The sequence below is a fragment of the Nostoc sp. genome (genome assembly GCF_036917435.1).
Taxonomy (GTDB): domain Bacteria; phylum Cyanobacteriota; class Cyanobacteriia; order Cyanobacteriales; family Nostocaceae; genus Nostoc.
This window is the reverse complement of the sequence record NZ_JBALDM010000056.1, coordinates 39,369-52,970: the sequence shown is the minus strand read 5'-3', so window position 1 is coordinate 52,970 and position 13,602 is coordinate 39,369. Positions and strand designations below refer to the sequence as shown.

The following is a 13,602-nucleotide window of genomic DNA, read 5'->3' as shown; positions in this document are numbered from 1 at the left end:
CCTCTATTATGCAACGCCATAACTCCTAACTCTTAACTCCTAACTTTATTACACCGCACAACTTAACTCGCCCGCTTTTTGGCTAAAGCGGTGATTTTCCCGATAGTCTACAGGACAATCTATCACTGCGGGTACATTTTGAGCTAGGGCTTCTTTCAGTGTGGGAATCAAATCTAAAGCCGATTCAACTCGGTAGCCTTTTAAACCCATGCTTTCGGCAAATTTGACAAAATCAGGATTGCTAAAATGCACAAAAGCTGAGTTTCCTTTGCCAAATTGATTTTCTTGTTTCCACTCAATTAATCCATAGCCACCATCATTGAAAATTATCGTGACAAAGGGTGTTCCGACACGCAAGGCTGTTTCTAATTCTTGAGAATTCATCATAAAGCCGCCATCGCCTGTTACAGCAACAACTTTGCGGTTGGGATGAACTAGTTTTGCTGCTAAAGCGCCAGGAATGGCAATACCCATAGCCGCGAAGCCATTAGAAATAATACAAGTATTGGGGCTATGGCAATGATAATGACGGGCCATCCACATTTTATGTGCGCCAACATCAGAGATAACGATATCATCTGGGCCCATTACTTGCCGTAAGTCATAAATTAACTTTTGCGGCTTAATCGGAAATCCGTCATCATGGGCATACTGTTCGTAATCAGCCCGAATCTCTGATCTTAAGCTGATAGCAAAGGGATCGGGTTTACCTTGTCTATCTGCTAATTTTAAAATTTCATAGAGAGAATCTGAAATATCTCCCACAACTTCGGCGTTGGGAATATAACTACTATCAATTTCCGATGGACTTACCCCAATATGCACGATAGGAATTTCACCGTTACGATTCCATTTCTTGGGGGAAAACTCAATCAAATCATAGCCGATCGCAATTACTAAATCTGTGTTATCAAAAGCGCAGGTAATGAAATCTCTTTGCTGTAATCCCACTGACCACAAAGCTAATTGATGTGTGTAGGGAATCACACCTTTACCCATGAAGGTATTGGCAACAGGTATATTTAGCAAAGTAGCAAATTGTGTGACTGCATCACTCGCTTGAGCGCGAATTGCCCCATTTCCAACTAAGATTAATGGGTTAACTGCTTGGCAAATTGCGGCTGCGGCTGCCCGAATGCTAGCAAAAGAAGCATAAGTTTTTTCGCTATTATCCTTACGCAAAGGTTTGCCTTCAACGGGCATGGCAGCAATATTTTCTGGCAAATCGATGTGAACTGCGCCAGGTTTTTCCGATTGCGATCGCTTAAATGCTTTCCGCACTACTTCTGGTGTAATACTTGGTCGCACAATCTGCTTATTCCACTTGGTAACAGGTGCAAACATTGCCACCAAATCTAAATATTGATGGGATTCAATATGCATTCTATCTGTTCCAACTTGACCAGTAATCGCCACTAAGGGCGCACCATCGAGGTTAGCATCTGCTACCCCAGTCATCAAGTTAGTTGCTCCAGGGCCAAGAGTAGAAAGACATACTCCAGCTTTTCCTGTTAAGCGTCCATAGACATCGGCCATGAATGCTGCACCCTGTTCATGACGAGTCGTAATAAATTTAATCGAAGAATGTTTTAGCGCTTCCAAAACGTGCAGATTTTCTTCACCAGGGAGTCCAAAAATATATTGCACTCCTTCATTTTCTAGGCACTGCACCAATAATTCTGCTGTATTCATTTTATTTCCTAATTATTGACGATAAATATTTGGGACTGGAAATTGGGCATTGGGCATTGGGCATTGGGAATTTAAGTTTTATTTGCATTACCTATGCCCTATTCCCCATGCCCCATGCCCTACCCATAATCACTTCACCCACACGGTTTTCACATTGACAAACTCATGTATACCCTGGATACTCAATTCTCTGCCATATCCAGAACGCTTGATGCCACCAAAGGGCAACCGAGGATCGGATTTGACCATACTGTTGATAAATACGGCACCAGCTTCGATTTCTTCAACTAAGCGATCGCTCTCTTGGTCATTGGTTGTCCAAGCGCTTGCACCTAATCCAAAGGGGCTGTCATTGGCGAGTTTAATGGCAGCATCAATATCTGGAACCCGGAATAACAAGGCTACCGGGCCAAAAAATTCTTCTTTTGCAATTGGTTCATCAGGCGGGATATCTATGATAATCGTTGGCGGATAAAAGTTCCCTGGACGATCTGATAAAGGATGCCCGCCGGTGAGGACTTTACCACCGCTTTTGGTAGCGGCTTGCACTTGTTGATCTAAATCCTGGAGAATACCAGGAGTTGCCAGTGGGCCTAAATCGGTATCTGGTTGCATAGGATCGCCTACTTTTAGCGCCTCGAATTTTTCTAAAAGCAATTTTTCAAATTTATCTGCGATCGCTTCTGCGACAATAAAACGTTTCGCTGCAATACATGATTGCCCATTATTCAACATTCGTGCTGTAGTAGCTGTGACAACTGCTGTCTCTAAATCAGCACTTTCTAACACGATAAATGGATCGCTTCCTCCTAATTCCAAAACTGTTTTTTTAATTTGTTTGCCGGCGGCGACAGCGAGGGATATACCTGCTGGTTCGCTTCCGGTTAAGGTAGCAGCTTTTACGCGGTCATCAGCCATTAAATCGGCGACTTTGGCAGCACCGATTAATAGAGTTTGAAACGCACCTTCAGGAAAACCTGCACGTCGGATAATATCTTCAATTGCCAAGGCGCACTGCGGCACGTTGGAAGCGTGTTTGAGTAAGCCGACATTTCCCGCCATGAGTGCTGGTGCAGCAAAGCGGAAGACTTGCCAAAAGGGGAAATTCCACGGCATCACCGCAAGAATTGCACCCATTGGTTGATAACGTATAAAACTCTGACTGGCATCAGTTTTTATACTGACATCAGCCAAAAAACTAGGGGCATGTTCGGCATAATAGCGACAGACGACGGCGCATTTTTCAACTTCCGCGATCGCAGCTTTAAATGGTTTACCCATTTCTAAAGTCATTAACTTCGCAAATTCTGCTTTGTCTTGCTCTAAAATATCAGCAGCCTTTTGCAACCATTGCGATCGCTCAGAAAAACTAGTCTGGCGATACTTTTCAAAAGTCTGATTGGCCAAATCCAGTTTAGCGGTAATTTCGGCATCATTGAGTGCCTCAAAGGTTTGACAAGTTTCCCCAGTGGCGGGATTAATGGTGGCGATCGCCATTACCTGACCTCCCGTTAAAAAATAACTTGACTGTTGGCTTCCTAGTGTTACACATATAATTTCAGGATAGCTACCACCCAAATTCTAGTCTTTTAGTTAAAAATTAGCTGCTGAATATTACAATTTTGAAGCTTAAATTGAATTAAATTATACCAAGCTATAAGTATTAACATTGGTGAGTAAAATCGCCAAAATTGGTACAGAAGAGGAATTAAACCATGACTCAACTCTTACCCAAACTAGTTACATTCGACGAATTTGTTGCTAAATATCCAGATAACACAGGTAGACGTTATGAACTATATGATGGAGTAGTAATTCAAATTCCTCAACCACCAGGCGACCATGAAGAGGTAATTGGATTTTTATCTACAAAAATCACTTTAGAATATAGTCGCCTCAGCCTGCCTCATGGCATACCAAAAACAGTATTAGTTAAACCACTTGAAAACGAATCGGCTTACTCATCAGATATTCTACTTCTAAACCTCCCTAATTTAGTTAATGAACCTCGGTGGAAAAAAGAATCAACTGTTACTCAAGCAGCATCTATTTCTTTAGTGGTTGAAGTGGTGAGTACGAATTGGCGTGATGATTATCTGAAAAAATACGCTGACTATGAACAAATGGGAATTCCTGAATATTGGATTATTGATTATGCTGCATTGGGCGGTAGAGAATTTATTGGCAAGCCCAAACAACCTACTATTTTGGTTTGCGCTTTAGAAGAAAGTGAGTATCGCGTTAGTAAATTTCGAGGAGATGACCGTATCCAGTCGCCAACTTTTCCTGACTTGGATTTGACGGCAGAGCAAATTTTTCGGGCTGGCTCGATCATTCAATTTTAGATTTTAGATTTTGGATTGATTTAAGAGATTTTTATTGTCACGGATTTAGATCCCCGACTTCTTCAAGAAGTCGGGGATCTAGGCAACAAAAATACCAAATCTAATGACCAATAATTGTTGGCGCTTGCTGCAAATTTGTCTGATAAATCTTAACTAATCGCTCAATACCTTTGAAACGATAATCTCCCATTTCCTGAAAATCTTCAGGCAGTGAAAGCATTTTATGAGTGGCTTGACTAATGATACATTCACTGGGCGGGCAAACTGCTTCCATCCGAGCCGCAAGATTAATTGTTGCGCCTAATGCCGTATAGTCTACCCTTTGCGAACTACCGACATCTCCCACAACAGCTTTACCGCTATTAATCGCAATCCGTAATTGCAAAGGTTCGTGCCAAAAACCATTGGCATTGAGATGTTCGAGACGAGTCAGCATTCCTTTGGCAGCAGTAACAGCGCGATCGGCGTGATCGGCTTGTGGTTCTGGAGCGCCAAAAAATGCCATAATACAATCGCCAATATATTTATCTAAAGTGCCGCCACAAGTAAACACTTCTTTGAGCATTTCTTCAAATAAATTATTTAATAGTTTAGCGATCGCAGTTGGTGTTAACCGTTCAGAAATTGCTGTAAATCCCACCAAATCTGCAAACAAAATACTAATTTCGCTCTCTGCTGGCGCTAAACGACCACCCGGCAATCCGCCTACAGAAATCAACTGCTGCACAACTGCTGGAGAATGATAGCGTTCTAATCGATGACGAATCATCTCTTCAGTTTTGAGTTTTTCTACTAATAGCCAACGCTGCACACTCGAAGCCACAAGGTTTGCTAAAGCTGAAAAAAAGCTGAGTTCTTCCTCGCCCTCATTTGCCCAATGATAAGAAGAAAGATTGGCATCGGCATAGAGTACGCCCACAACCTTATTTTCATCCCATAAAGGCACCGCCATTGCGCTGCGAATACCTTTGAACAAAATACTCTGTTCACTAGCAAAACGTTCATCCTGATGGGTATCGGCGGTTTGAATGACAACTTTTTGCTCAAATACCTTTTGACAGATACTCCGACTAATCCAACTACCATCAGACGGCAGTTGTTTTTGTTGAGAACTATTTCTGGTGGCAGCATTTACTAACTCTAATTGACCGCAACCATTAACATCAATTAATAATGCCAAGCGATCGATACTATCAAGATAACGAAAAACGACTTGCTGCACCTGAGAAAAAATCTCTTCTATAGATGCCGCAGCACAGAGATTTTTAGCTATATCCACTAAGTCTTTAAGACGGGCAATGGTTTGATCCTTATTATTGATGTTGCCATCCTTACTCTCAGCTGCGATCCATTGCTGTTGTAACTGTTCGACATTGTGCAGGATTGTTCTCTGGTCATTATTTTCCGAACTTCCGGGATACTGAGGTGTCGGTTGGTAAACAGCGCTTGTGATCAGGACTACCAGACTAACATTGCCCAACCAAATGATATCGCCGTGATATAACTCTTGAGGTTCGTTAACAAGATATTTGTTGACTTGCGTCCCGTTTTTGCTGCCCAGATCCTCAATAGTCCACACACCGTCAGCCGTTTTTACTAGGCGTGCATGGTTGCGCGATACTCCAGCAAAAGGTAAGTACAGGTTACATTCCGGCAAACGGCCAATTGTGAATATATCTCGATCAACTGCGATCGTTCTCTCCGTATCTCCCTCTTGTAGGCGTAGCGTCAGTTCAGTCATGAGTGTGATCCATCAAAGCTAGAGGTGCAAGCAACTCTCAAGTAAGTTATACCCTACAGGTTAACCTTCACCTTTTGTTTATGACACTCTTAACTGCATTCCGACAACTATATGTGACAGATATTACACTAATAATTCGTAAAGACGCTCTAAGCCTACTCCTACCCAGAAGCAAGAGTCCCGCCACGGAATACCCGCTCGGTAGTGGTAAAGTACAGCTTCTAAGAACAGTCTATTATCCTTCGCTGCAACTTCTACCGTCTCTTTTCGTCCTGGTAGTAAGTCTTTGATGTGTTCCCACTGGTCATCTTTCAAGGCATAGCGGCATTTCATGATAGCCCTTCTCCCTACTCTCAATTTGACCTCGGCTGTGGAAGTACAACAGAAACAGCAAGAAACAAAGCGATGCCTACCACGGGCTTCGCCTACAATGGTATGGTTGTGCAGTCCAATTACATATTTGGGAAAAAGTAGTGAAAAAACTACCCCTGATTATATTTGTAAACTCAACTTTTGTTAGTTCGTTACTTCTGAATTTATTCGGTTCTACCGTTCCCCTTATGAAAAAAAAGTATTTTAACTGAAAAAAAGAGCTAAAAATCAACAATATTGATTTGGAGTAGCACAAGGTTTTTCGGTGTAGTCGTGCAGTAGTAATGCCACAGACGCGTGTGTATATCTTGCTGAAAATTAAGACAGGCAATACGCGAGTAATAGTCATCTAGGAGAAAGTTTTATTTAATGGAAACCGCAGTGAAAAAGTCGGATTTTGTCCTGAGTCCTTACATGAACAGCAGCGACTTGCGGGCAACTTATCAAATCCTGAATACGGTTGTGCCTTATGTAGTTTTATGGTTTTTAGCATACAAAGCAGCTTCTATTTCTTTTTGGTTGCTTGCGCCCATTATAGTTTTGATGACGCTGTTTTCAGCGCGTTGTTTTTCTTTAATGCATGATTGCGGACACTATTCACTCTTTCGTTCAAAAACGGTTAATCGGATTATCGGTTTTATTCTGGGGGTGATCAACGGAGTTCCTCAATATCCGTGGTCAAGAGGACATGCTTATCACCATAAAACCAACGGTGATTGGCAACGCTATCGCGGGCCTAGTGCATTAATCTCTACCGAGGACTTTGCTCGCCTCAGTCCATCTGCCCAAAGGCGTTATGAACTACTGAGGCACCCATTCATTATCTTTCCGGGAGGTTTTTTCTATGTTGCGATTAAGCCAAGACTTGCCCTGATTGCCGGAACGTATGATTTTATCACTCATCTACTGACTTGTTTACAGCAAGATCCTTTTATGGATTTACGTCGAATCATCTCCTCTCATAAATCTAGAAATTGGTACACTGCGGCCGAGTTTTGGCATCTGTTGTTCAACAACATTTGTGTAGTCGCCATCTGGATTTTTCTGGGGTATTTACTTGGATTTGGTTTTTTCGTGAGCGTTTACTCAATCACGCTAACTTGTGCTGCGGCAATCCTCATCTGCGTCTTCTTTGTTCAGCACAACTTTGATGGCTCTTACGCCCACAAAACCGAAGGGTGGGACTATCTCGAAGGAGCAATTAAGGGCAGCAGTTATCTGGAGTTACCCACCGTTTTAAAGTGGTTTTCCGCCGATATCGGTTATCATAACATTCATCATCTTTGCGACAGAATCCCCAATTACAACCTCCAAGCTTGCCACAATAAAAATATTCATCTGCTTAGGAGTGCAAAAACGCTGCGAATGGCAGATATTCCTGATTGCTTCAAATACATTCTGTGGGATTGTCCCTCCAATCGCCTCACGTCGATAGCATCGTTTCGTCAAGCTACGCAATCCATCGACCTAGAGAGAGCGAACGAGGCGTAAAAGTAATCACGCTCTCTACACAGAAAATATTGATTTTATCCACGAAAATCCAGAGGCAAAAGTATTAGCTTATACTCGTTGGAATGATGAAGGTTCTCGTGTAGTCGTAATAGCAAATTTCTCAGAAAACTTCCTAGCTGAGTATCATGTTCCTAACATTTTTAGCGCTGGTACATGGCACGAGTGGACAGGTAATTATGATGTAGAAGCTGGTGATGATGGTATCATAACTGACCTAGGCCCATACGAAGCCAAAGTGTTTGTTTGGCAGTAATTATATACACTACCACTGAGTCAGTAATCTAATAGCAACAAAAAGGGGGAGATATTCTCCCTTTTTCAGTTATTACTAGGAGTTACCCAAATAATAGCCAAAATCCTTATTCTCAGGTAGGGGCAATTCATGAATTGCCCCTACCCTATGGTGTTTTGCGTAAGTTCTAATTATCTTATTTAGGTACAGTTTAATTAGTAATTTGTCAAGCCAAAAAGAAGCGATTTTAAAATCTCATGGGTTTGTGTTACACTTTTTAGTTGAAGTGCGTATATCAAATTGCCAAAGCATCCCCATGCACAACAAATTATTTAATAATATCGACAACGCTAACATCGAAAACGATCGCATTTTATTAACTCCCAATGAAATTAAATCAAAATTACCTTTAACACAATTAGCCGAACAAAGGGTTTTAGAATACAGACAGGAAATAGAAGCTATCCTAGATTTTCAGGATCGGAGAAAGTTTATAGTAGTTGGGCCATGCTCAATCCACGACACAAAAGCAGCGCTCGAATATTCTGAAAGGTTGAAAGCATTATCCGAGCAAGTTAAGGATAAGCTGCTCGTAATTATGCGAGTGTACTTTGAAAAACCAAGAACAACTGTTGGGTGGAAAGGATTAATTAACGATCCAGATATGGATGATTCTTTTCATGTAGAAAAGGGTTTACTAATTGCACGCGATCTGTTATTAAAAATTACCGAATTGGGATTACCTACGGGTACAGAAGCATTAGATCCAATCATACCTCAATATATTAGTGAACTAATTACATGGTCTGCCATTGGCGCACGGACGACTGAATCACAAACTCACCGCGAAATGGCAAGTGGACTTTCGATGCCTGTGGGTTTTAAAAACGGTACTGATGGCAATATTCAAGTAGCTTTGAATGCCCTACAATCAGCGAGAAACCCACATAATTTTCTGGGAATTAATCAAAACGGACAAGTTAGTGTTTTTCAAACTAAAGGTAATGGCTATGGGCACGTAATTTTAAGGGGTGGTAGTCAACCTAACTTTGATGCAGCAAATGTCAAACTGGTAGAAGAGAAATTAAAACAGGCAAGTTTACCACCAAGAATTGTGATTGACTGCAGCCACGGCAATACCAATAAGGATTACAGATTACAAGGTGCTGTTTTAGAAAATATTATTCAGCAAATAGTGGATGGTAATACATCTATAGTTGGCATGATGTTGGAATCTCACTTGTCTGAAGGTAGTCAAGCAATTACTGGTAAACAAGAAGAATTAAAATATGGTGTTTCTGTAACTGATAAATGTATTAGTTGGGAAGAAACCGAAAAAATTATTTTGGCTGCTCACGAAAAACTTAAATAAATACTAAGTAGGTAGGCGTAATTAAATATAAGATCAAACCTCACCCTCAATCCCTCTCCTTAGTAAGGAGAGGGAAGCCGGAAGCAGGGTGAGGTTTTATATTTAATTTAACCTACTTACTTATGATGTAGGTTTTCAGGTGCTTCACCTAGTTTTATCTGAAAACCACCTCCGTAGGAAGAGAGAAAGAACACTCTAAGGATTGAGGTAATAAGCTGTCGTGCATTTAATTTGCACAGCTAGGGCGGGCAAGATGCCCACCCCACAAGAGATTTATTTTTTTGAGGATGCAAATTAAAGTATTTTCAGCTTATCGATTTTAGCCTAATAATTACTATGCTTCTTCAGATTTGATTTCAGTAGTGTTACATAGCAAATGTTGCGGTAAATATTACCCAGTTTTCCTGCGGAGTTTTTCTTTGAGTTACTAATGTCTATGATGAGTTAGCTGACGCAAAAATCTACTAAGCTTGTAATGCTTTAAACCACTTATTCAAAACTGTGCTGATAGTTTTCTTAATCTGATGATTACGGCTCCACTTCTGAAATGCCATTTCATACTCTTCGCCTTTGACTTTAAAGGTATTCCAGGCATCTAGCCCTACAGGTAATCCGCAGAATAGTAAAATGTAGAGCGACCAAGAAATTCCGCCACCAGCGATTAAATCTATCAGTACCAAAAAGCCATTAAAAATCGTATAATTACTTAGACGTTTTTGAAATCTTCCAATGCGGTAAGCGTCAAAAGCTTTTCGCTGTTGGACTTGACCTTGTTGTACTACCCAATCGCGCTCCGCTAACTTTAAAGTATCAGGTGAAATTTCTAACTCAGCAGCAATTTCTAATATCTGCTCATAAGAAAATTCTGTATCTTTGTCATCAGCTTGACGAGCGATCGCTAAGTGTAAAATTTGTTGGACATCTTCTTGGCTATAAGAGCGGATGCTTTGAGGTTCAAACGCCGTCATAATTCTTTCTCTTAATATTAGTTTTAATAGAAATTTGCTGCCCGATAGATTTTAAGCAGCTACGCCAGTACTATTTCCATTATCTCTACATTAACAAATCTGAATGTTCTCGCGCGTCTAATGTATTGGTTTTTTAACTTGAAATTATGACAGTTATATTTTAAGGCATTGGTAAGGGGAAGCAGTGGGGTAGAGGAGAATAATTATCAATGCCCCATGCCCCATGCCCAATGCCCCTCAATATAAAGACTCTCGAAACATCCGAATATTATTAAATGCAGCAGAGCATAATATCGAAAGAAGAAGCATTAACAAGGATGTAACTCAATGGTTGAAGAAAATGGTTCGATTCGTACCCTATCGGTTGATATTGGTGGTAGTGGCGTTAAGGCTATGGTTTTAGATATTACGGGGACTCCTGTAACAGAAAGGGCGCGTTTAGATACACCTCAACCTGCTACACCGGAGGTTGTAATTAATTCAATTGTTGTGTTAGCTGCATCTCTTGGTGAATTTCATCGCGTTTCGGTCGGTTTTCCCGGTGTAGTGCGCTGTGGAGTCACAGAAACGGCGGCAAACTTACATCCAGATTGGATTGGATTTGATTTGGAAACAGCATTATTAAAACACTTAAACAAGCCTGTACGGGTAATTAATGATGCAGACATGCAAGGGTTCGGTGCGATTGCCGGAAAAGGTGTAGAACTGGTGATTACTTTGGGTACAGGGTTTGGTTCGGCTTTATTTGTGGATGGAAAGCTAGTACCGAATATGGAAATGGGGCATCATCCGTTTCGCAAAGGAGAGACTTTTGAGCAGCAGTTGGGGCGTGCAGAGTTAGAAAAAATTGGTGAAAAAAGATGGAACAGGCGTTTAGAAAAGGCGATCGCATCTTTGCAACATCTCTTCAATTATGATTACCTTTACATTGGTGGTGGTGAAGCTGTGAAAGTGAATTTACAGCTACCGTTAAATCTGAAACTCATCCCCAATATCACTGGCTTATTAGGCGGTATTGCTTTATGGCGAGATGAAAAAAGGTAAAAAGTTTTTTAGCGATGTTTAAGGGTGGGCTACAGCTACGTGCATTTTATTCAGGTTGAGGCGCATCATTTTTTACTAACATTTTTAAATGTTATGAAAATTAACACAGGTCAAGCAAGATAATTGTATACACATTATTTACATTGCCACGATGTAATTTTGTTATACAGTAGTCTTAACTCTAGTTCAAATTCAAGACCGTGCAACAATGTTGTGCGGTTTCATTTTCTTGAGTTCAAAGTATGCGTTTTCCGAAAATACGATGAAAGAGTCATATCAATTTAATGGCAAATTTGTTTGATAGCATTCCCAGATGATCGTATAGTGTGTTATTGTCTAAACCGTTGAATTAGATACTATATCTTACAAGTTGATGGCTTGATTCAAGATAAAAAAGCACAAAGCTAATGATATTAGTCTGATTAGATGGAATTGGAGGTGACTAGATATAAACATGAAAATATTATCTGAAAAACTAGTACATGACTTTTCTATTTAGTCAGGATGTATTATCTCGGACAGCAACAATGTTGTTAGTTAAAAGGAATATTGGTTGAAGTAAAATGAACTACAATGACTGAAATTGGCCTGATGATGACGGGCATATTAACAATAAGACAAGTATTTGGGGCCAATGTGCCACAACAGCAAATAGTTCAGATAGAAAATGACATAAAGCAGTTAAAAGAGAGCGATTTAGAGATAACGGCTCAAGTCACACCACCTGAATTCATGCAGATAGATGGGATTTCTCAGGCTTTTCCCTCAGCGATCGCACTAGAGAAAGAACATATACTTCAGAAAATCAGCAAAAATAATCAGTTCCTAGCTTCTTCTAAATTAGATCAGTCTAAGAAGCATTCCCAGCCTGTAGGTAAAGTCCGTACAAAGGCTACAGTAAGCTTCCAGAAGTTTAGTAGTGAACCTATGCCGACTCTTTATTTCGGTAGCTCTGGTGCTGCTGTTAGAGTCTTACAACGGCTGTTAGTGTCTAACGGTTATGCCGTGAGAGTGGATGGGATTTATGGCGCACTGACAGAGACTGCTGTTAAAGCCTTTCAAAATCAGCAAAATTTAGGAACGGATGGAGTAGTTGGCCAACGAACTTGGCGGGCTTTAACTATTTAGTCATTACTCAAATGAATCTTCTGTCGTTTGAGTAGCTTGATTTATCAGTAAGCGCTCAAAATCTTCTAAGGAAGCTGATGTACCAGTCAGCCATGTTAAGAGCAGAGTTTTTACCTGTTCTCCAGGTAATGTTTCAATATACTCTAAAATTTCCTATCTAATATTGCTTGCTGTCATAAGCATTTAATTTGTGTAGTAGTTCTATGTAAATAAAAATTTTTTGACTAATGATAAGAACCTGTTTAATTAATTTTATATTGCATAATTATAGTTTGATTTATTCATGCCCACTTAACTTATCAAACTTTTTGCACTATCGGCGTTTGCTTAGACATTATAAAAGATAAGCCCAGATTGCACAATTAATTTTGATTGAGCAGGTATATTTGCTTATATACATCAAATTAGTTATAAGATAATCTGATGAATTATACTGGATCTGCGACTCTTTCAAGTCATTAACTTGTAGAAGGCACATACTTGCTAAAGTAATGGTTATGAACATTCAAAACCACAAATTATCTTCTATAAGAATTTATGGATAAATATGAAATTAGATAGGGCGAACGACGGGAATCGAACCCGCGAATGGTGGTACCACAAACCACTGCCTTAACCACTTGGCTACGCTCGCCATTCAACATTTTCGATTATAGCAATAATTTGTCCAACGATCAAGAGTTTTTCTGCAAGGAACGGACTCAGTTGATTTTGAGTCTCTGAAATCTAACAATTACAATGAATTTTACTTGGCAAACATGAAACCCCTAACCCTCATTGCATATACTGGAGCAGCAGCAGGACTCGCCGCCTTGGGTGTGACAATGGCGAAGACTAATCCCAGTCAGGTTGAATATGAAGAATATGCAGTGCAACGGTTAACAAAATACTTAAAAACCGATGTATGCAAAAAAACTACCAATATGATAGAAAATTTAATCCATTTTAATTGTGATAAGTTAGTTGACTCGGCTAACCCACAAATCCAAGGAATTATTGCCAGGACTACAGAAAGACAAAATTACATAATTTTTAGCATTTACCATACAGATTTAAAAATCAATTCTTGGATGCCTTCTTACAAGTTTGAAACAGTGGGAGCTTTCGAGCAATTTTATACTTACACTGCTGAAGAACAATAAAGCAAATTGCAGTGGGTGAATATAAAAGTGATTTAAAATACTTATATTTAGGAA

The 13,602-nt window shown here is 40.1% G+C and carries 10 protein-coding genes, 1 tRNA gene and 2 pseudogenes; 7 read left to right on the top strand and 6 right to left on the bottom strand.

Annotated features, from left to right (window positions below):
• Positions 1 to 48 precede the first annotated feature (48 nt).
• Both V7K98_RS26815 and V7K98_RS26810 read right to left on the bottom strand, forming a co-directional pair.
• Positions 49 to 1,692, bottom strand: coding sequence for an acetolactate synthase large subunit (locus V7K98_RS26815; protein ID WP_335027503.1), 1,644 nt, complete (start codon positions 1,690 to 1,692; stop codon positions 49 to 51).
• A 129-nt stretch (positions 1,693 to 1,821) separates the two neighbouring features.
• A complete protein-coding gene (locus tag V7K98_RS26810) occupies positions 1,822 to 3,189 on the bottom strand; it encodes an NAD-dependent succinate-semialdehyde dehydrogenase (protein ID WP_335027501.1) in 1,368 nt (455 codons plus the stop codon).
• Positions 3,190 to 3,407: 218 nt separating this feature from the next.
• On the opposite strand from V7K98_RS26810, the gene V7K98_RS26805 reads away from it, so the two are divergent.
• On the top strand, positions 3,408 to 4,037 hold the full coding sequence (locus tag V7K98_RS26805) for a Uma2 family endonuclease (protein ID WP_335027499.1): 630 nt from the start codon (positions 3,408 to 3,410) through the stop codon (positions 4,035 to 4,037).
• A 100-nt stretch (positions 4,038 to 4,137) separates the two neighbouring features.
• Here the strand turns inward: V7K98_RS26805 and V7K98_RS26800 are convergent, their stop codons facing one another.
• The gene (locus V7K98_RS26800; protein WP_335027497.1) at positions 4,138 to 5,778 is read right to left on the bottom strand and encodes an adenylate/guanylate cyclase domain-containing protein; all 1,641 of its coding nucleotides are present in this window, start codon (positions 5,776 to 5,778) and stop codon (positions 4,138 to 4,140) included.
• 177 nt (positions 5,779 to 5,955) lie between these two features.
• Positions 5,956 to 6,111, bottom strand: a pseudogene (locus V7K98_RS26795) (transposase); the annotation flags it as partial.
• 408 nt (positions 6,112 to 6,519) lie between these two features.
• Between V7K98_RS26795 and V7K98_RS26790 the strand changes: the two are divergent.
• From V7K98_RS26790 to V7K98_RS26780, 3 genes and pseudogenes are all read left to right on the top strand, one after another.
• Positions 6,520 to 7,641, top strand: a complete 1,122-nt coding sequence (locus V7K98_RS26790; RefSeq protein ID WP_335027495.1) for a fatty acid desaturase — start codon at positions 6,520 to 6,522, stop codon at positions 7,639 to 7,641.
• Positions 7,637 to 7,915, top strand: a pseudogene (locus V7K98_RS26785) (alpha-glucosidase C-terminal domain-containing protein); the annotation flags it as partial. The gene V7K98_RS26790 and the pseudogene V7K98_RS26785, both read left to right, overlap by 5 nt.
• A 295-nt stretch (positions 7,916 to 8,210) precedes the next feature.
• A complete protein-coding gene (locus V7K98_RS26780) occupies positions 8,211 to 9,266 on the top strand; it encodes a 3-deoxy-7-phosphoheptulonate synthase (protein ID WP_335027493.1) in 1,056 nt (351 codons plus the stop codon).
• 464 nt (positions 9,267 to 9,730) lie between these two features.
• On the opposite strand, the gene V7K98_RS26775 is transcribed toward V7K98_RS26780, so the two are convergent.
• Complete coding sequence (locus tag V7K98_RS26775; protein WP_335027491.1) at positions 9,731 to 10,234, bottom strand: 2TM domain-containing protein; 504 nt, start codon at positions 10,232 to 10,234, stop codon at positions 9,731 to 9,733.
• A gap of 327 nt (positions 10,235 to 10,561) precedes the next feature.
• Here V7K98_RS26775 and V7K98_RS26770 point away from each other — a divergent pair, with 327 nt between their 5' ends.
• Positions 10,562 to 11,278, top strand: coding sequence for an ROK family protein (locus tag V7K98_RS26770; protein ID WP_335027489.1), 717 nt, complete (start codon positions 10,562 to 10,564; stop codon positions 11,276 to 11,278).
• 573 nt (positions 11,279 to 11,851) lie between these two features.
• Positions 11,852 to 12,406 (top strand): peptidoglycan-binding domain-containing protein, encoded by a 555-nt coding sequence (locus tag V7K98_RS26765; protein WP_335027487.1) that lies wholly within the window; start codon positions 11,852 to 11,854, stop codon positions 12,404 to 12,406.
• Positions 12,407 to 12,967: 561 nt separating this feature from the next.
• Here the strand turns inward: V7K98_RS26765 and V7K98_RS26760 are convergent.
• Positions 12,968 to 13,040: transfer RNA gene (locus tag V7K98_RS26760), tRNA-His, on the bottom strand.
• A gap of 124 nt (positions 13,041 to 13,164) precedes the next feature.
• Between V7K98_RS26760 and V7K98_RS26755 the strand changes: the two genes are divergently transcribed.
• Positions 13,165 to 13,548 (top strand): DUF4359 domain-containing protein, encoded by a 384-nt coding sequence (locus tag V7K98_RS26755; protein WP_335027485.1) that lies wholly within the window; start codon positions 13,165 to 13,167, stop codon positions 13,546 to 13,548.
• Positions 13,549 to 13,602: the final 54 nt, after the last annotated feature.